Source organism: Leisingera sp. F5, from assembly GCF_001593695.1.
This window is the reverse complement of record NZ_LUKH01000023.1, coordinates 34,799-53,494: the sequence shown is the minus strand read 5'-3', so window position 1 is coordinate 53,494 and position 18,696 is coordinate 34,799. Positions and strand designations below refer to the sequence as shown.

General features: G+C 63.9%; 19 protein-coding genes. 12 read left to right on the top strand and 7 right to left on the bottom strand.

The window, feature by feature from the left end; all coding sequences use genetic code 11:
- Positions 1-154 precede the first annotated feature (154 nt).
- Both A2I95_RS16295 and A2I95_RS16290 read right to left on the bottom strand, forming a co-directional pair.
- Entirely contained in the window at positions 155-859 is a 705-nt protein-coding gene (locus tag A2I95_RS16295) for an endonuclease/exonuclease/phosphatase family protein (protein WP_291731063.1), read from the bottom strand.
- Between the two features lie 155 nt (positions 860-1,014).
- On the bottom strand, positions 1,015-2,433 hold the full coding sequence (locus tag A2I95_RS16290) for a YdiU family protein (protein WP_291731061.1): 1,419 nt from the start codon (positions 2,431-2,433) through the stop codon (positions 1,015-1,017).
- Between the two features lie 72 nt (positions 2,434-2,505).
- Between A2I95_RS16290 and A2I95_RS16285 the strand changes: the two genes are divergently transcribed.
- Both A2I95_RS16285 and A2I95_RS16280 read left to right on the top strand, forming a co-directional pair.
- Entirely contained in the window at positions 2,506-2,925 is a 420-nt protein-coding gene (locus A2I95_RS16285) for a cupin domain-containing protein (RefSeq protein ID WP_291731059.1), read from the top strand.
- 45 nt (positions 2,926-2,970) lie between these two features.
- On the top strand, positions 2,971-3,873 hold the full coding sequence (locus A2I95_RS16280) for a fatty acid desaturase (RefSeq protein WP_291731057.1): 903 nt from the start codon (positions 2,971-2,973) through the stop codon (positions 3,871-3,873).
- 81 nt (positions 3,874-3,954) lie between these two features.
- On the opposite strand, the gene A2I95_RS16275 is transcribed toward A2I95_RS16280, so the two are convergent.
- Positions 3,955-5,064, bottom strand: a complete 1,110-nt coding sequence (locus A2I95_RS16275; RefSeq protein ID WP_291731055.1) for an anhydro-N-acetylmuramic acid kinase — start codon at positions 5,062-5,064, stop codon at positions 3,955-3,957.
- Between the two features lie 141 nt (positions 5,065-5,205).
- Here A2I95_RS16275 and tyrS point away from each other — a divergent pair, with 141 nt between their 5' ends.
- Positions 5,206-6,462 (top strand): tyrosine--tRNA ligase, encoded by a 1,257-nt coding sequence (gene tyrS / locus A2I95_RS16270; protein WP_291731053.1) that lies wholly within the window; start codon positions 5,206-5,208, stop codon positions 6,460-6,462.
- 405 nt (positions 6,463-6,867) lie between these two features.
- Here the strand turns inward: tyrS and A2I95_RS16265 are convergent, their stop codons facing one another.
- Positions 6,868-7,005, bottom strand: a complete 138-nt coding sequence (locus A2I95_RS16265; RefSeq protein ID WP_291731051.1) for a hypothetical protein — start codon at positions 7,003-7,005, stop codon at positions 6,868-6,870.
- 46 nt (positions 7,006-7,051) lie between these two features.
- Here A2I95_RS16265 and A2I95_RS16260 point away from each other — a divergent pair, with 46 nt between their 5' ends.
- The 3 genes from A2I95_RS16260 (at position 7,052) to A2I95_RS16250 (ending at position 9,596) form a co-directional block, all read left to right on the top strand.
- Complete coding sequence (locus A2I95_RS16260) at positions 7,052-7,978, top strand: GNAT family N-acetyltransferase (RefSeq protein WP_291731049.1); 927 nt, start codon at positions 7,052-7,054, stop codon at positions 7,976-7,978.
- An 89-nt stretch (positions 7,979-8,067) separates the two neighbouring features.
- Positions 8,068-8,823 carry an SDR family NAD(P)-dependent oxidoreductase gene (locus tag A2I95_RS16255; RefSeq protein ID WP_291731047.1) on the top strand — a complete coding sequence of 252 codons (756 nt, stop codon included), beginning with the start codon at positions 8,068-8,070 and terminating at the stop codon, positions 8,821-8,823.
- A gap of 218 nt (positions 8,824-9,041) precedes the next feature.
- A complete protein-coding gene (locus A2I95_RS16250) occupies positions 9,042-9,596 on the top strand; it encodes a sugar O-acetyltransferase (protein ID WP_291731045.1) in 555 nt (184 codons plus the stop codon).
- Positions 9,597-9,741: 145 nt separating this feature from the next.
- Here the strand turns inward: A2I95_RS16250 and A2I95_RS16245 are convergent, their stop codons facing one another.
- The 3 genes from A2I95_RS16245 to A2I95_RS16235 form a co-directional block, all read right to left on the bottom strand.
- Positions 9,742-11,526, bottom strand: coding sequence for an ABC-F family ATP-binding cassette domain-containing protein (locus A2I95_RS16245; protein WP_291731140.1), 1,785 nt, complete (start codon positions 11,524-11,526; stop codon positions 9,742-9,744).
- A 93-nt stretch (positions 11,527-11,619) separates the two neighbouring features.
- Positions 11,620-12,363, bottom strand: a complete 744-nt coding sequence (locus tag A2I95_RS16240) for a GNAT family N-acetyltransferase (RefSeq protein WP_291731044.1) — start codon at positions 12,361-12,363, stop codon at positions 11,620-11,622.
- An 85-nt stretch (positions 12,364-12,448) separates the two neighbouring features.
- A complete protein-coding gene (locus tag A2I95_RS16235) occupies positions 12,449-12,922 on the bottom strand; it encodes an outer membrane protein assembly factor BamE (RefSeq protein WP_291731042.1) in 474 nt (157 codons plus the stop codon).
- A 101-nt stretch (positions 12,923-13,023) separates the two neighbouring features.
- On the opposite strand from A2I95_RS16235, the gene A2I95_RS16230 reads away from it, so the two are divergent.
- From A2I95_RS16230 to A2I95_RS16205, 6 genes are all read left to right on the top strand, one after another.
- Complete coding sequence (locus tag A2I95_RS16230; protein ID WP_291731039.1) at positions 13,024-13,560, top strand: DUF177 domain-containing protein; 537 nt, start codon at positions 13,024-13,026, stop codon at positions 13,558-13,560.
- 222 nt (positions 13,561-13,782) lie between these two features.
- Positions 13,783-13,989, top strand: a complete 207-nt coding sequence (gene rpmF, locus A2I95_RS16225; RefSeq protein WP_008558107.1) for a 50S ribosomal protein L32 — start codon at positions 13,783-13,785, stop codon at positions 13,987-13,989.
- 36 nt (positions 13,990-14,025) lie between these two features.
- The gene (gene plsX / locus A2I95_RS16220) at positions 14,026-15,138 is read left to right on the top strand and encodes a phosphate acyltransferase PlsX (RefSeq protein WP_291731023.1); all 1,113 of its coding nucleotides are present in this window, start codon (positions 14,026-14,028) and stop codon (positions 15,136-15,138) included.
- Positions 15,139-15,155: 17 nt separating this feature from the next.
- Positions 15,156-16,127, top strand: a complete 972-nt coding sequence (locus A2I95_RS16215; protein WP_291731021.1) for a beta-ketoacyl-ACP synthase III — start codon at positions 15,156-15,158, stop codon at positions 16,125-16,127.
- 101 nt (positions 16,128-16,228) lie between these two features.
- Positions 16,229-16,531 (top strand): integration host factor subunit alpha, encoded by a 303-nt coding sequence (gene ihfA / locus A2I95_RS16210; RefSeq protein WP_024090431.1) that lies wholly within the window; start codon positions 16,229-16,231, stop codon positions 16,529-16,531.
- A gap of 15 nt (positions 16,532-16,546) precedes the next feature.
- Complete coding sequence (locus tag A2I95_RS16205; RefSeq protein ID WP_291731016.1) at positions 16,547-18,649, top strand: MerR family transcriptional regulator; 2,103 nt, start codon at positions 16,547-16,549, stop codon at positions 18,647-18,649.
- Positions 18,650-18,696 lie beyond the last annotated feature (47 nt).

Here is an 18,696-nt window from a genome sequence, read left to right as displayed (position 1 = left end):
GAGTAACGTCCTGGAAACTGGCCGGGAGACAGTTTCCGTTTCGAACGGGCGGAGCCCCCCCGCGCTGCGCAGCAGCGCCCGGCCCAAGCCTGACGGGGAATTGCCCAAAGCAATTCATCCGGTAAGGCGCGGGAGCCACGCCCACGCGGCAGCATCACACGGCCCGCAAATCCGCCCAGACCGGCAAATGGTCCGACGCGATATGCGCCGGCCGCGCCCCATGCACCCCATGCGCCACCGCCTTCAATCGCCGGCAATGCGCAATCCGGTCCAGCGCTCCCAAAGGCCGCAGCGCAGGAAAACTCGCCTTGGGCGGCAGAAATGTCAGCCCCGGAGCGATATGCTGCAGCACAGCCCCCCGCGACCACTCATTGAAATCCCCCGCCAGCACCACCGCACTGTCCTCGCGTTTTGCTGCACGGGCCAGGGCATGCATCTGTTCACGCCGCGCCCGCCCGGTCAGCCCAAGATGAGCCCCGATCACCCGCACCGGACCCAGCGCCGTTTCAAGCAGCACCCAAACCGCGCCGCGCGGCTCCAGCCCGGGCAGCGGGATATGTCCCTTGTCCAGAAGCTCCACCCCGTCTTTGAAAAGTACCGCATTGCCATGCCAGCCAAGCGACCCTGCCCCGCCCAGATCCGCCGCCAGCCATCCGGTTTCCTCAACAAGGAAATGCGGCAGCGCTGCGGGCCGTGGCGGCAGGCGCTTGTCGGCCTCCTGCAGCACCACGATATCCGCGCCCAGCCCTGCCAATACCTGCAATGTGCGTTCAGGCCGGCGGCGCAGGTCCAGACCGATGCATTTCTGGATATTATAGGTGGCAACCCGCAGCGTGTCCTGCGGCGGTCGATTGAGCATCCGGTCTCTCCAGGCCTGTCCTGAGTTTGGCGCAGGACACATCTGAAACACAACTGTCATCCCGCCGCAGGCGTGGCCGGGGGGGGCTGCCCGCCCCCTCTTGAGCCTTCGGCTCAATTCACCCCCGGAGGTATTTGAAACCAGAAAGAAGCGGATCAGGTCCCGCAGAAGGTCGCCTGCACCACCTCTTCCGGTGCGGGCGGGCGTTGCAGATCCGTGTGTTCCGGCTGGTCCGCATATGGGCTGGCCAGCACCGTCTTCAACCGGTGGAACAGCCCAAAGTCACCTGCCACAGCGCCTGCGATCATCTCCTCGATCCGGTGATTGCGCGGGATGAAGGCCGGGTTGGCAGCCCTCATCACGGCCTGCGGATCCGGCTCATCCGCCAGCCGCGCCTGCCAGCCTTCGGCCCAAGTATCAAAAGCCGCCGGATCGGTGAACTGATCCCGTGCCGTGCCCTCAGACAGCGCCCTGAAACTGTTGGTGAAATCGCTCTGGTTTTCCGCCATCCGCTCCAACAGGCCAGTGACCAGTTCCAGGTCATTTTCCTGCGTCGTAGTGATCCCCAGCTTGGCACGGAAGCGGGTCAGCCAGGCGTCTTCGGTCAACTGCGGCATCGCATGGACAATCTCCGTGGCTTCCTCAACCGCCACCTGCGGGTCGTCCAGCTGCTGGATCAGCGCGGTGGCCAGCTGTGCCAGATTCCACACTGCAATCGAAGGCTGGTTGGCATAGGCATAGCGCCGCCCGCGGTCGATCGAGGAAAACACCGTATGCGGATGGTAGACATCCATGAAGGCGCAAGGCCCATAGTCGATTGTCTCGCCCGAGATTGCGGAATTGTCAGTGTTCATAACCCCATGGATAAATCCCACGCCCATCCAGGCCGCAATCAATTCCGCCTGGGCATCACGCACCGCACGCAGCAGCCCCATGGCACCATCCGCTTCCGGGTAATGGCGGGCAATCGCGTAGCCCGTCAGCTGCCGCAGGCTGTGTTTGTCGCCGCGTGCCGCGAAGATCTGAAACGTCCCCACCCGCAGATGGCTGGAGGCCACCCGCGTCAGCACCGCACCGGGCAGGGCCCCTTCGCGCCAGACGGTCTCGCCGGTTTCCACCGCCGCCAATGCGCGGGTGGTGGGGACGCCAAGCGCATGCATCGCCTCGCTGACCACATATTCGCGCAGCACCGGCCCCAGCCATGCACGGCCATCGCCGCCGCGGGAGTACGGCGTGCGGCCCGAGCCCTTCAGCTGGATGTCGCGCCGTTTGCCGTCCGTCCCGACAGTCTCCCCCAGCAGGATCGCCCTCCCGTCGCCAAGCTGCGGATTATAGGTTCCGAACTGGTGCCCGGCGTAGATCTGCGCCAGCGGATCAGCCCCCTCCGGCACCAGGTTGCCGCCAAAGACCTCTGCCATCTCCGCCGCCTCGCCCGGGCTTATGCCCATCACCCGGGCCAGATCCTCGTTGAAGGCAATCAGCCTGGGCGCCTTCACCGGTTGCGGCACCAGTTTGGAGTAGAACTGCCCCGGCAGGGCAGCATATGTATTGTCAAAGGGGATCGTGAGTGTCATGGCCCAAACATATGCGCCGGATACAGATTTACCAGCGCCAAAGAGGCCAAGCACCACAGGGAGTTTGCCGCAATGACCGCCGATCGGATCATCCAGCACTTGCGCCTGCAGCAGCACCCGGAGGGCGGCTGGTACCGGGAAACCTGGCGGGCGGAGAATGAAGGGCGGCCCGCAGGCACCTGTATTTACTTCCTTTTAAAGAGCGGAGAAGACAGCCATTGGCACCAGGTCGATGCAACTGAAATCTGGCTTTTCCACGCCGGTGCGCCGCTGGTGCTGTCGATGGCGGAGACAGGGGAAGGCCCGGCACAAGACCACATGCTGACCCCTGATCTGACCAAAGGCGCGCCGCAGCAGATCGTGCCCAAAGGTCACTGGCAGGCTGCCCGCACAACCGGGGACTACACACTGGTGAGCTGCACCGTCTCGCCCGGTTTCCAGTTCGAAGGATTCAAACTCGCTGCGCCTGGCTTTGACATCCCGCGTGGTTGACCCCGCCTCTTGCGGCGAATCACAAGACTGGACAAGACTGTCCATATGTCTGCGCATATGGATCACACCGCCCTTATCAAGTCGCTGCCGCCGGAGACCAAAGCGTCTCTGACCACCCGTTCCGATGCTGCGGGGCTGCAGCACCTTGCGCTGTACCTTGCCGCATTGGCTGTCTGCACCACGGGCATTGCACTGCAAGTGCCCTTCTGGCCGGTCTTGATGCTGCCGCAGGGGGTGCTGTTGGTTTTCCTGTTTACCCTCAGCCACGAATGCACCCACCAGACCCCGTTCCGCAGCAAGTGGCTGAACGAGGCCGCAGGCCATTTCTGCGCCCTGGCCATGGCGCTGCCTTTTGTCTGGTTCCGCTACTATCACCTGGCGCATCACAAGTTCACCAACGACCCCGAACGCGACCCCGAGCTGGAACAAGGGCCACGCCCGGAGACCGTTCCGCAATGGCTCAAATACCTCAGCGGCTGGGGCTATTGGCGCGGCATGGCGGGAACCCTATGGCGCAACGCCTTTGGCACCATTGATGCGCCGTACCTGCCGGAACGCCGCCACGCGCACATGCGGCTGGAGGCGCGGGTGCTGCTGGCGGTCTATACAGCCGCGCTGCTGAGCCTGCTGGCGTCACCGCTGGTTTTGTGGCTGTGGCTTGTGCCGCTGCTGATCGGCCAGCCGTTCCTGCGCGCCTATCTCTTGGCAGAACACGGGCTCTGTCCGCCAGTTGCCAACATGCTGGAAAACTCCCGCACCACCTTCACCAACCGTCTGCTGCGTTTTCTGGCCTGGAACATGCCCTATCACGCGGAACATCATTCCTTTCCGAATGTGCCTTTCTACCAGCTGCCCGCGTTCCATGAGATCACGCAGGCGCATCTGAAGTCGACTTCGGATGGGTATCGGGAGTTCTCTGCAGATTATCTCCGGCAGATCTCCCGCTGACCGCCCGCCAAAGGCGGCACAAATTTCTTCGAAGAAATTTGACAAGAAACTTCCAAGTTTCTTGTCCCCCAAGTCCCCATCTCACGCCCCCGGCACGCTCACCACCCCGCCACCGACGCAAGCCCGCACGCCGGTGGTGCCGGGCGCCGATGTCGCCATCCCGCGCGCAACCCGCACCGCCAGATGGGCAAAGGCCTGCGCCTCCAGCATGTCACCATCCAGGCCTGCGTCCTCAACCGGCTTCACCGCACAATCGAGCGACACCCGCAGCATCTCCATCAGCACCGGGTTATGCCGCCCGCCGCCGGTGACCAGCACCGCCTCAGGCGGCTCAGGGCAATGCTCCATCCCTTGCGCCACGCTGGCAGCGCACATGGCGATCAAAGTCGCTGCAGCGTCGGAATCGCTCAGCTCCTTCACCAGCCCTACCATCTCGGCAAAATCATTCCGGTCCAGTGATTTAGGCGGCATTCTTGCAAAGTATGGCTCGGCCAGAAACAGCTCCAGCGCACCGGTTTCCACAGTGCCGGAGCGCGCCACCTTGCCATCCGCATCCCAAGGGATGCCCAGCCGCTCCTGCACCAGATCATTGACCGGCGCATTGGCCGGGCCAGTGTCGAAGGCCAGCAGCGCGCCGGGCTCCTCAGGCCGCTCAAACCGCGGGTCCACATAGGTGAGGTTGCCGACCCCGCCGAGGTTCAGAAAGCACTGCGGCCTTTCGGCGCCGATGTATTTTGCACAGGCAAAGTGAAAGAACGGCGCCAGCGGCGCGCCCTCGCCGCCCATCGACACGTCGTCAGAACGGAAGTCCCAGACCACTGGCGTGCCCAAGCGTTCGGCCAGGGCCGCCCCGTCGCCCACCTGCAAGGTTCCCTGCAGGCGCGGCGCATGGGCCAGGGTCTGACCGTGAAAACCGATGATCTCCACATCCCCGAACTCCGCCAGCGCCGCCGCATGGGCCGCGTCGCAGACCTCTGCCGCGGCGTCCGCCTCCACCCCGGTCCATTTGCCCAGGCCGGCGCGCAGTATGCTGCGTTCCTCCGCCGAATACTCGCGGTAGCTGCTCTCGCCAAATTCGTGAATGCGCGCGCCGTCGCTCACCACCACCGCCGCATCCACCCCGTCCAGCGAGGTGCCGCTCATCGCGCCCAGTGCTCTGACCGCACCCGTTTTTGCTATGGCTTTGCTCATGGCCCTGCCCCTTCCAAGGATCCGGACCGTCCCGCCCGTTGCCAACAATACTACAGCGCATATTTTGCCGGGAAAACAGGTTCCAACCGGCGCCAATGCGATTTATAGGGCATGGTGCAAAATCATAGACCGAGGCATGTTATGACCTACACACCGAAATCGGATTTCGTCGCAGTCATGATGGAACGCGGGTTCCTCGCGGACTGCACCGATTATCAGGGCCTGGACGAGGCTCTGCTGCAAGGTGTGCGCCCGGCCTATATCGGCTTTGACGCAACAGCGAAATCGCTGCACGTCGGCTCGCTCATCCAGATCATGATGCTGCGCTGGTTCCAGAAAACCGGCCATCAGCCCATTACCCTGATGGGCGGCGGCACCACCAAGGTAGGCGACCCCTCTTTTCGCGCCGACGAGCGCCCGCTGCTGACCGAGGCGCAGATTGACGACAATATCGCCGGTATCAAGAAGGTGTTCTCCGCCTACATCGACTACGACAGCGACGCGCCGAACAAGGCGCTGATGCTGAACAACGCCGAATGGCTGGACGGGCTCAACTACCTGGAGTTCCTGCGCGACATCGGGCGGCATTTCTCGGTGAACCGGATGCTGGCGTTCGAGAGCGTGAAATCGCGCCTCGACCGCGAGCAGTCGCTGTCGTTCCTGGAATTCAACTACATGATCCTGCAGGCCTATGACTTCATGGAACTGAACAACCGCTACGGCTGCATCCTGCAGATGGGCGGTTCGGACCAGTGGGGCAATATCGTCAACGGCATCGACCTCACCCGCCGGGTGATCGACCACGAGGTCTATGGCCTCACCTCACCGCTGCTGACCACCTCGGACGGCAAAAAGATGGGCAAATCAGCCGATGGAGCCGTCTGGCTCAACCCCGAAATGCGCTCCCCTTACGAGTTCTGGCAGTTCTGGCGCAACACAACGGATGCTGACGTGGGCCGGTTCCTGAAGCTCTACACTGAGCTGCCGGTTGACGAATGCGAGCGCCTCGGCGCGCTGGCAGGGTCCGAGGTCAACGCCGCCAAGGTAATCCTGGCCAATGAGGTCACCACACTTTGCCACGGCGTCGAAGCGGCAGCAGCCGCGGAAGCGACCGCCCGCGAAGTGTTTGAGAAAGGCGGCGTCGGCGATGACCTCCCCACCCTTTCGCTGTCCTCAGAGGACCTGGGCGACGGCATTTCCATTGTGCAGCTGATCGTGAAATCCGGTCTCGCCAAATCCGGCAAGGACGCCAAGCGCCTGATTTCCGAGAACGGCGCCAAGATCGACGACCAGCCGCTGACGGATGCGGGCCTGATGATCGACGCAGGCGCGCTCTCTTCACCAATCAAGCTGAGCGCAGGCAAGAAGCGCCACGCCCTGGTCCGGCTGGACGGCTGAACAGGCCGGAAATGGCATGATAAAGGGGAGCCGGCGCGCTCCCTTTTTTTATTGCAGCAAGCCCTCCCGCCCATTCCCGCCCCATCACAGATGGGCCTTCATCGTCGGGCATAGCGCCGCGCAGCCGCGCGGCGCGGTCGCGCATCCTTCAAGGCACACGCCAAAACAGGCCAGCGCCGGGTCAAGGACGGCGCAGCCGCCGTGCGCAGCACGGTTTATCCTTGAGGCGGGGATGGCCAGGGTAAACTCAAACAGGCGCCTTGAGGGCAAACCTGCCCTTAAGCGCCTCTCAGCAATCTTCCCGCTGCGCAGCAGCGCGCCGCAAAGCGGCGCCCGGCCCAAGACCGCCAAGGTTCAATTGGCGCAGCCAATGCACCCGCGGGCGCGGGAGCGCTCCCGGCTGCGTCAGAGCAGAAACACCTCGACCAGCGTCAGCACCAGAAACACCGGCACCGACAGCCCGATGGCAATCAGCAGCGCCGCGGCCTTGGTCATCCGCGGGGCAGCGGCCGCCTGCCCCATGATCTGTTTTGTTTGCTTCATGCGGAAAGTTAACCATGATTTAGGTTTCCAGCGCGTTAATGGCCTCATGTTCGACAGCACCCCCGATCCCGATTTGCCCGCAGCGGCAACCGCCCGCCCCGAGCCCCGCGCCCTCCAGCAATCGCCGGAGTTTGCCCGCGCGCTGATGGCCTGCGGGCAGGATCCGCTGATGCTGGAGGACGCACAGAATCTGCTTGTTCTTCACCGCCGCCTGCCCGGCGGGCTGCGCCTGGCGATGGTGAACCGGGCGGATCTGAGCATCCCCGCCCCGCTGATGGCAGCCTTGCGCAGGCGCGGTCTGGGCCGCACCCCGCTGATCCTGTCGCCGGAAGCCCCCGCGCCGCAGCTTTCCCGCCTCGGCGCGGTGCCTCTGGCCACCCCTGCTCATGCCGTCCTCTGGGACCTCAGCGGCGATCCCGGCCAACGCCGCGCAGCCCTGCATCAAAAATGGCGCAACCGCCTGAACCATGGCGTATCCCAAGGCCTGCGCCTCACCCGCCAGAACCTGCCGCACGACCCGCGTAACTGGCTGTTTGCAGCCGACGCCAAACAGCAAACCGCCCGCGGCTACCGCAGCTGGCCCCTCTCCCTCACGCTTGCCTATGCGCGCGAGAACAAGGGCCAGGCCAAACTGTTCCAAGCGTTTGAGGGCAAAGACCCCGTTGCCGCCATCCTGATCCTGACCCACGGCACCAGCGCTACCTACCACATCGCCCATACCACTGCGCGCGGCAAACAGCTCAGCGCCCATCCCCTTCTGCTGTGGGAGGCCGCATGCTGGCTTGCCGCCAAGGGCATCTGCCGCCTCGACCTTGGCTTAATCGATACCGGGGGCGCCCCTGGGCTTGCCCGATTCAAACTCGGCACCGGCGCCAAGGCGCACCGCCTGGGTGGAACCTGGGGCCTTTGGCCGCCTTTGGGCCGTCTTTTACGCCCCCTGGCGCTGCTGGACCGGCAGCAGATGGGCGCCTGACCGCCCCGCGACGTCCCGTCCCGCTGGACAGATGCAGGCCGCCTCCATTATATGAACAAATGTTCAGATAATCGGGAGGAGCCCCGCTCATGAAACTTGCAGACACCGCTGCCGTTGTTACCGGCGCCGCCTCGGGCCTGGGTGAGGCCACCGCCCGCTACTTTGCCGAACAAGGCGCCCAAGTCACCATCCTGGACCGCGACGCCGACCGCGGCGCCTCGATCGCGCAGGAAATCGGCGGGCATTTCGCCCAGACCGACGTGACCAGCGAAGAGTCGGTTTCTGCCGCCATCGCCCATGCGGCAGAAAAGATGGGCAAGATCACGGCTTGCGTAAACTGCGCCGGCATCGCCATTGGCGCCAAAACAGTGGGCAAGGAGGGCGCACACCCGCTCGATGCCTACAAGCGCACCATCGACATCAACCTGGTCGGCACTTTCAACGTCGCCCGCCTGGCCGCCGTCGAAATCGCCAAGAACGCTCCGGACACGGACAACGCCCGCGGGGTGATCATCAACACCGCCTCCATTGCCGCTTTCGACGGCCAGAAAGGCCAGGCCGCCTATGCTGCCTCCAAGGGCGGCGTGGCCGGCATGTGCCTGCCAATGGCACGGGATCTCGCGTCCTTGGGCATCCGGGTGATGACCATTGCGCCCGGCATCTTCATGACGCCGATGCTGGCCGGCCTGCCGGAAGAGGTGCAGCAGCAGTTGGCGGCAGACGTGCCCAACCCCGCCCGCCTGGGCGATCCGCGCGAATACGGCCGCCTGGCCGGCTTCATCGTCGAGATGGGCTACCTCAACGGCGAAGTCATCCGCATCGACGGCGCCTTGCGCATGCGCTGACGCGCCTTCCGCTGAGGCCGGGTCAAGGGCTGCGCAGCAGCGGTGCTTGCGCCGTTTACCCTTGAGGCGGCCTCAGCAGATCACACACTCGAATACGCGCCTCAAGGGGCAAACCTGCCCCTTGAGCGCTTCTCAGCCAAGGCACCTGCGGGCGCGGGAGCAACCCGGCAATTGACAAGCCGGAGCAACCGCAGTCCACTCCCCGCCAGGAGGCCCCGATGAGCAAAACCGAACGGCAGAAAATGCGGGCTGGCGAATGGTACTGTTGCCGGGACAGCGAACTGGGGATGTTGCAGCACCAGGCCCGCGTCGCGGTGCATCAGCACAACACCGCCCTGCCTGATCCCAGCGCCCAGCTCAGCCCGGCCCTGGCAAAACTTTTTGCCGGTCACGGCGCAAACTGCCTGATCGAAGCGCCGTTTCATTGCGCCTATGGCATCAACATCACCCTCGGCCACAACGTCTATTTGAACGCCGGCTGCACCATTCTGGACACAGCGCCCGTTACCATCGGCGACGGCACCATGCTGGGGCCGAATGTGCAGATCTACTGCGCCCAGCACCACATGGACAAGGCGTTGCGCGCCCAGGGGCTGGAGATCGCCCGCCCCGTCACTCTGGGCACCGATGTCTGGATCGGCGGCGGCGCGATCATTCTGCCGGGTGTCACTATCGGCGATGGCGCCATCGCAGGAGCGGGCGCGGTTGTGACCAAAGATGTCGCCGCGGGTGAAACCGTAACCGGCAATCCTGCGCGTCCTCAGCGCAAGTAATCAGAGGGTCGAGGCAGCGCCCGCCGCCTTTACCCGCACTTTACATTTCCTGATCAATTCCACAGTTTTACGGCAGAACCTTTGACCAAATGTTTCGCGCGCGAAACATTTGGTCAGCCTTACTGTCCTAACCGGCAAAGCCGCCTCAGCCCCCGGCCTTTTCCTCCAGCAGCAGCCATTCCTCCTCGGCCGCCGCCAGCTTCTCCTGCCGTTCCACCAGCGCCTCGGTCGCCTTCTTGAACTTGACCGGCTCGCGGGTGAACAGCTGCGGATCCGCCATCAGCCCCTGCAGCTTGGCAATCTCCGCTTCCAGCCGCTCAATTTCGCCCGGCAGCGCCTCCAGCCGGTGCTTTTCCTTGAAGCTGAGGCCGTCCTTGGACTGGCTTTCCTGCTTGGGCTTTGGCTTTGAAGACTTCACCTTCTCAGGCCGGTCAGCCGCCTCCAGCGGCCCGCGCTGCGCCAAGTAGTCGCTCCAGCCGCCGGCATAGGCGGTGGCCTTGCCGTCGCCCTCCATCGCAATCGTCGTCGTCGCCACCCGGTCCAGAAAGTCCCGGTCGTGGCTGACCAGCAGCACAGTGCCGTCGTAATTGTCCAACAGCTCCTGCAGCAGGTCCAGCGTCTCCACGTCCAGATCGTTGGTCGGCTCGTCCAAAACCAGCAGGTTCGAAGACCGCGCCATCAGCCGCGCCAGCAGGAGCCGCGCCTTCTCGCCGCCTGACAGCGACCGTACAGGAGCGCGCGCCTGGCGTTCGTCGAACAGGAATTCCTTCAGATAGCCCACCACATGTTTCGGCTGGCCGCGCACCATCACCTGGTCCGCCTTGCCGGAAATTCCCAGCAGCGGGTCCGCGGTCAGATTCTCCCACAGGGTCGCATTGCCATCCAGCTGATCCCGGGTCTGATCAAACAGCGCCAGTTCCAGGTTGGTGCCCAACTGCACAGACCCCGCATCCGGGTCTTCCATGCCCAGCAGCATCTTCAGCAGCGTGGTCTTGCCTGCCCCATTGGGGCCGACAAAAGCCACCCGGTCGCCGCGCTGCACCTTCAGCGAGAAATCCCTGACGATCTCTTTGCCGCCAAACGCCTTGCCAAGGCCCTCGGCCTCGATCACCTTGCGGCCCGATTTCGGCCCCGCATCCAGCGCCATTTCAGCCGCCCCCTGGCGCTTGATCTGGCTCGAACGTTCGGATTTCAGATCCTGCAGCGCCCGCACCCGGCCCATGTTGCGCTTGCGGCGCGCGGAAATACCCTCCACCGCCCAGCGGCTTTCGGATTTGATCAACCGGTTCAGCTTGTGGCGCTGCTGGTCTTCCTCGTCCCACAGCTTGTCGCGCCAGGCCTCGAAATGTTCAAACCCCTTTTCCTGGCGCCGCACCGCGCCGCGGTCCACCCACAGCGTCGCCTTTGTCAGCGCCCGCAAGAACGCCCGGTCGTGCGAGATCAGCACAAAACCCGCGCGGGTGGCCTTCAGCTCGTTCTCGAGCCAGGTGATCGCCTCGATATCCAAGTGGTTGGTCGGCTCGTCCAGCAGCATCAGATCCGGCGCCTCGGCCATCAGTTTGGCCAGCGCGGCACGGCGCCGTTCACCGCCGGATGCGGTTTCAACGGGCCGCGCCGGGTCGAATTTCAACCCTTCACCCGCGCGTTCCACTTTGTACATCTCGCCGGGGTCCAGCGCGCTGGCGGCAAAATCGCCCAAAGTCGCAAAACCCGTCATCTGCGGATCCTGCTCCATATAGCCAACCGATTTGCCCGGCGGCACCACGATGGAGCCCTTATCCGCTTCAACAATCCCTGCCATCACCTTCATCAGGGTGGATTTTCCCGACCCGTTGCGGCCCACCAGGGCAACGCGGTCGCCGGGCTGGACCACCAGATCGAGATCGGAAAAAACCGGATCGCCCCCAAACGTGAGGGAAATGCCGGACATCTGCAAAAGAGGAATACGTGCCATGCCAGCCAGCTACCCCGGCGGCAGAATCGCGTCAACGCTGCTTCTTCATCTTTTCAAAAATACTCAAATTCACCCGGCAACCGCCCTGAGCAACCGCTTGCGGGCAGCAGGAATGGCCCCGATCTCCAGCCCGGTGAACACATGCAGCGTGTTCATACGGGCATCGGCCACCGCATGATCGCTGACCCAGCCGCCCATCAGCAGATAACTGCGCAGCAAAGGCGGCATCGCCAGCAGCGCCTTTTTCGCATCCGGCTTTCTCCGCAGCCGCGCAGCAAAGCGGAACACCTCCGGCGCCTTCACCTGCGGGCGCCAGCAAGGCGGCGCCAGATGCCGGTGTTTGAGCAATGCAAAAGCGTCAAGGTATTCTGCCGTGGCGGTGCCGGCAAAAGACGTGCAGCCAAACAGCATCTGAACAGCGTTTGCATCGACAACAACAGTTACCGCCCCCCAGGCAACGCGCAGGATATCCGGGTCGTGCCAATCGGGGTGGATGCAGAACCGGCCCAGCTCCGCCATCCGGCCCTGGAACCCCTGCAACCCCGGCAGATCATAAAACTGCGCCGAATAGCTGCGGCCCAGCTCCGCGCCGTCCCTCAGCATCAGCAGCCGGAAACAGCAGACCAGAAAACCGGTCTGCGCCTCCTCCACAAGCACATGCACGCAGGCCGCATCATAAGCGTCGCAATCGGTGCCGCCGGTGCGAAAGCACGTTGTGCGAAGCGCCTGCGCCGCTGCTACATCCGCCGGCCCCGCCGCCAGTCGGGCGCGGTAACATCCCTTGTGCAAAAGCACGCCCGCCTCCGCTGCCATCGCGGCCTCCCCCTTCTCCGGCTCAGCCCTTAACATAAGCGCTGTGACAGCCCGGTGAAGCCCGCTGGACCGGCAGCCCTCAGCCTTATTGGTCCTGCAGGAACTGATCGGGGCCGAAGTTGCCCAGGCTGCCCAAGAGCTGGCGCAGGAACGTGTTGTCCTGCACGCTGGAGCTGGTCACCCGGCGTTCCAGCGGCACCACCTTGCCGTCTTCCAGGCTGAACCGTTCAATCCCCTGCACCACCCCGGCGGTGTCAAAGCTGATCGCGACCAGATCGCGTGCCACCGGTTTCGGGGCTGCGGCGCCGTAGTGGCGGAACCGGGTCGCCACGTAGTAATAGCCGCTGTCGTTCAGCACGCCGGTTGAAGACGGGATGCCGACGCTTTCGGCCACCGAATCCCGTGTGTCGATCCCCGGAACCACTTCGGCCAACTGGTCCGGTGACGGCACATACCCGTGCTTGCGGTAAACCGACGAACAGGCCGCCAGTGCCAGCCCTGCCGCGGCAAAAACCGCCCCGCGCAGAACCGACTTGAAATGAAATGCCTTAGCAACCATGACTGCCCCCCGGCCTTATGCCGCAATGCGCGGCTTGAATACGTCTTTGAACCCGATTACCTAATGACCGCTTCCGGTTCAAGAAACGAAAGTCCCCGATTATGTCTGAGAGCACCGCACTGCGCGTGGCAGATCTGCCGCAAAACGCCCCGACCGCCTTTGAAATCGTTCCGGACAAGGCAGATCTCGCCGCATTGGCAGCCGAGCTGGGCGTGAACGCCCTGCGCAAAACCCGCTTTGCCGGCGAGATCAGGGCGCGCGGCAAGCGCGATTGGCAGCTGACCGGGTCTTTGGGCGCCACTGTGGTGCAGGACTGCGTGGTGACGCTGGAGCCGGTGACCACACGGATTGAGGAAAAAGTCAGCATTACGTACCTCTCCCGCATGGAGATCCCGCAAGAAGACGAGGCGGAAATGCCCGAGGATGACAGCACCGAGGCGCTTGGCAGCCACATTGATCCGGGTGCCGTGATGGCCGAGGCGCTGGCGCTGCATATCCCCGTCTACCCGCGCAAGGATGGTGCCGAACTGGGCGAGGCGGTTTATACCAAACCCGGCACCGCACCGATGCGTGACGAGGACGCCCGCCCCTTTGCCGGTCTTGGCGCGCTGCGCGGGCTGCTGAAAGACGAAGAGTAGCCGGAATTTCCGCGCTTGCGGAAATTGCATCTGGAACCAGCGGCGGTGCTGCCCTAAAAAACACCTTGCGCCGCCGGAGATTCGCAGTATTTTCGCGCGCTCATCGGAATTTTTGGTTGGACAATGCTTAGGCAGGCGCCTAAACGCACGTCAGACTGATCGAACAGAACGCAATCGCGCCGCGGGGACTGCCCCAAGGCCCAAACAGACAAAGGTTGAGACATGGCCGTCCAACAGAATAAAGTATCCAAATCGCGCCGCAACAACCGCCGCGCGCACGATGCACTGGTTGCTGCAAACCCGAACGAATGCGGCAACTGCGGCGAGCTGAAGCGCCCGCACCACGTATGCCCCTCCTGCGGCCATTACGACGACAAAGAAATCGTCGCAGCGGCTGACGAGATCGAGATCGACGAAGACGCGGCATAAGCCACGGACAGGATCTGATGCCAGGCAGGCTTTCGCATGACGGGTAAACCCGATCAAAATCAGGCAAAAGCCGGCCGCATCACCATTTCCGTTGACGCCATGGGCGGAGACGCCGGCCCCGCTGTTGTGGTGGCCGGCATTGCCATGTCGGCAGCAAAGAACCCGGATATCGGGTTCATCCTGCACGGACCCGCCGAACAGCTGAAACCGCTGGTTGCCAAAAAGCGCACCCTTAAGGGCCGCGTTGAGATCCGCGACACCCGCGACGTTGTCACCATGGAGGACAAGCCCTCCCAGGTGATGCGCAACGGCAAGGGCACCTCGATGTGGTCGGCCCTGGATGCGGTCAAGAACGGCGAGGCGGCGGGGGCTGTCTCCTGCGGCAACACCGGCGCGCTGATGGCGCTGTCGATGCTGCGCCTGCGCAAGCTGCCGGGCGTCAACCGCCCCGCCATTGCCATCCTGTGGCCCTCGCTGAACCCGCAAGGCTTCAACGTGATGCTGGATGTCGGCGCCGACGTGAAGGCCGACGCCGAGGATCTGCTGCAATACGCGCTGATGGGCACCTCCTACGTGCGCAATTCCATGGACATTGCCTGCCCGCGGGTGGGCTTGCTGAACGTGGGCACCGAAGAGCACAAAGGCAGCGCCGTGCTGAAGGAGGCCCATGCGCTGATTGCGGACAATGCAGCGCAATCGAGCTATGAGTTTGTGGGCTTTGTCGAAGGCAGCGATATCCCCGGCAACACCGCTGATGTGATTGTCACCGACGGCTTTACCGGCAATGTGGCGATCAAGACCGGCGAAGGCACCGCACGGGTGATGCGTACCGCGCTGCGGGAAGCGTTTGAATACTCGTTTTTGTCCAAGATTGCCGCTGTTTTGGCGATTACCTCGTTGAAACGGCTGTCAAAACGGATGGACCCGCGGCGGGTCAACGGCGGCGTGTTCCTGGGGCTCAACGGCACCGTGGTCAAATCCCACGGCGGCGCCGATGCCATGGGGGTTTCTGCCGCAGTCAAACTGGCATACCGCCTGGCACAGCATGGATTCGCCGAAAAACTGGCTGCGCGGGTTGCATCTGCCGGTGCGCATACCCAAGATGATACTGCCCCCCGCGAGACGCGGGCGGCCACCGAAAAAGATTAAAATAGGCAGGCAATCGAATGACGCGACGCGCGGTAGTTGTTGGCACAGGACACTATCTCCCCGAACGGGTGGTTGAAAACGCGGAATTCGAAGCCACGCTGGAAACCACGGACGAGTGGATCCGCAGCCGGTCTGGCATCGAACGCCGCCATTTCGCCGCCGAAGGGGAAACCACATCGGATATGGCCGCCAAAGCAGCAACACGCGCTTTGGCGGATGCAGGGCTGACGGCGGATGATGTGGACGCCATCATCGTGGCAACCTCGACCGCCGACCTGACCTTTCCCTCTGCTGCCACAATGGTGCAGTCCAAACTGGGCATGACAAAAGGCTTTGCCTTTGACGTGCAGGCGGTCTGCGCCGGCTTTGTCTATGCGCTGAGCAACGCCAATGCGCTGATTGCCTCAGGCCAGGCAGAGCGGGTGCTGGTGATCGGGGCGGAGACCTTCAGCCGGATCATGGACTGGACCGACCGCGGCACCTGTGTGCTGTTCGGCGATGGCGCAGGTGCATTGCTGCTGGAAGGCCAGGATCTGGCCGGCACCAACAAGGACCGCGGGATTCTGTCGACCGACCTTAATTCGGACGGTCGGTACAAGGATCTCTTGTATGTGGACGGCGGGGTCTCCACCCAGTCGACCGGCCATCTGCGCATGCAGGGCAACCAGGTTTTCCGCCACGCGGTGGAAAAACTCGCCTCTACCGCGAACACAGCGCTGGACAAGGCCGGGCTTGCGGCCTCGGATGTGGACTGGATTGTGCCCCATCAGGCCAATATCCGCATCATCCAGGGCACCGCCAAGAAAATGGGCCTCAGCATGGACAACGTGGTGGTAACCGTGCAGGATCACGGCAACACCTCAGCCGCCTCCATTCCGCTCGCCCTGTCTGTCGGCAAAGAGCGCGGCCAGATCAAGGAAGGCGATCTGATCGTGACCGAAGCCATCGGCGGCGGCCTCGCCTGGGGTGCTGTTGTGGTGCGCTGGTAACCCCGCAATCTTAATTTCCGCCCGAAACACCCCGCGCAATTCATTGATATTGACAGGGAAATTCCCCGCGCCCTATGCTTTGGCAAACAACGGGGATTGGTATGGGCGAAAAAACACTTACACGAATGGATTTGAGTGAAGCAGTTTTCCGGGAAGTTGGCCTGTCGCGCAATGAAAGCGCGCAGCTGGTGGAAAGCATGCTGCAATACATGTCGGATGCCCTGGTGCGCGGTGAACAGGTGAAGATTTCCTCGTTCGGCACATTCAGCGTGCGGGACAAATCAGCCAGGGTCGGGCGCAACCCGAAAACCGGCGAAGAAGTGCCGATTCAGCCGCGCCGCGTGCTGACCTTCCGGCCCTCCCACCTGATGAAAGACCGCGTGGCAGACGGCAACCGTAAATAACGGGACCAATAGGCCATGTCGAAATCACCGGACGCGTTCCGCACCATTAGCGAAGTTGCGGAGTGGCTGGGCGTGCAGGCCCATGTCCTGCGCTTCTGGGAGAGCAAGTTCACCCAGGTCAAACCCGTCAAGCGCGCCGGCGGGCGGCGCTATTACCGGCCTGCGGATATGCTGCTTTTGGGCGGCATCAAGAAACTGCTGCATGACGACGGGCTGCCGATCAAAGAGGTGCAGGCGCTGCTGCGCGAGCATGGCGCGGCGCATGTGTCCGGCTTTTCCCATTCGCTTGACGGCTCCGCCGAAGAGCGCCCGGAAACCGTGCCGCCGGCCGATAAAGTTGGTGATGATTGGCAAAGCTCGCTGGAGCTGAGCCACGATGCAGCCGCGCAGGATCCTGCTGAAGGCAGCAATGTGGTCGGCTTCCCGCCCGTGTCGACAGCTGATGCAGCCGACGCGCAGCCGGACAGCGGCCCGGATTCCGTCCCCGTTTCCACCGCTAAACCGCAATTCCAGATGGACCTGGCGCCGCCCGACGCTGACACTGGCGCAAAGGCCGGCGCAGAGCAGCCCGTCTCCGGTCTTGGGGATGCCGCCGCGGCAGAGCCCGCTGCAGACCTGGCCCCGGCCAGTGCCCCTGCGCCCGATGCCCCGGAGCCCCCCGCGCCCGAGGCCCCTGCACCTCTGTCCGGGTCCGATGCGCCTGAAGCGGCCGAGTCCCTGGATCTGCCCGCCGCTGAGGATGCCTTGGCTGAGGAGTCCCGGGAGGAAATCCCCCAGGCTCAGCCGACCGCAGAATCTTCGGCCCCGGTGCCCCCCGCGCAAGACCTCTCCGCCGATGTGCCCGCAGCCGAAGATTCTGCGCCTTCAGCCGCAACTGAGATTTCCGCCACCGCCTCAGACGCGGAACCAGCCGCGCCAGCGATGGACGGCCTTGCCGAAATTCCTGCGGCCCCGGAACCGCCGCAAACCGGTGCGGAGACCGCCCCCCTGACAACGCCCGCTCCGGCCGAGGATCAGACTGCTGCCGAGGCCCCGGACTTGCCCCAGGCTCCGGACCTGCCACTGGACCAGCCGCCTGCAGCACAAGAGGCGGTACCGCCAGCAAGCGAAGCCGCGGCGTTTGATCCGGCCAGCCATGAACCTGGCACGCCGGCGCCAGATACCGATGAGGCGCAGCCTGCCACTGCAGACATCCCTGCCGCTGTGCCGGATCTGCCGCCCGCGGCGGCGATCGAAGAACCGCAGGAATTTGTTTGGGAAACCGATTCTGCGACTGCAGACCCGGAACCCGCTTCGGAACCGTCAGCAGCCCCGGAAGACCCGGAAACTGCGTCGGCGCCAGCTGCCGGCCCCGCCTCTGATTCATCCGCTGCGCCACTGGATGAACCCGCCGCAGCGGAAGAACAGGCCTTTCTTGATGCCGCTGCGCCCATTCTCGCTGCAGAGCCAGAAGACGCCGCAGAATCGGCTGCAGAGCAAGCTTTCGAAGCCGGGCCCGAGCCGATTGCCGATACCGCGCCTGCAGCAGAGACGGCCCCTGCGGCAGACACCGGGCACAGCCAGACTGTGGAACCTGCAAAAGAACCGGAAGCTTTCGCAGAAGACGGCCCGGCGGCGGACCGGGCCGCTCCTGCCGCAATTGATCCTGCTTTGGATACTGTGCCGGATCCGGACCCGGCCGAAGACACCCTGGTGGCTGCCGCAGGTCTGCAGCCGGAAGAGCCGCTGGACTTCAGCATGGCCCCGTCCGAGGCCGCCGCCGCACCCGAAGCCGGCCCGGACCCTGTTTCAAAAGCAGACCCAGCGGCTTCTTTCCCGCCGCATGATCTGGACGAGGCTGCCCGGCAAGTGGATGCCCTGGAGTTTTCCTCCGGCTTCGACCCTGCGGCCGAAGTGGCCCAGGACAGCCCGGCAGCAACCGAAACGCCGGCACCGCAAGACGTTGCAACGGAAACCACTGCGCCCGGTGCGCCAATCCAGCCGCCCGCCCAGCCTCCGGTGCCGCAGCCGGGTGTTCTGGCGCATCTCGCCGCCATCCGCAGCCTGCCGCCGCACGCATTGGGTGAAATTGCCGCCTGCGCGGAAGAACTGCGGGCCTTTATAGCAAGCAGGCACTGAACCGGGACCCGGGCTCCGGCGCGAAGTCCGGCCCTTTTTCCTGCGCA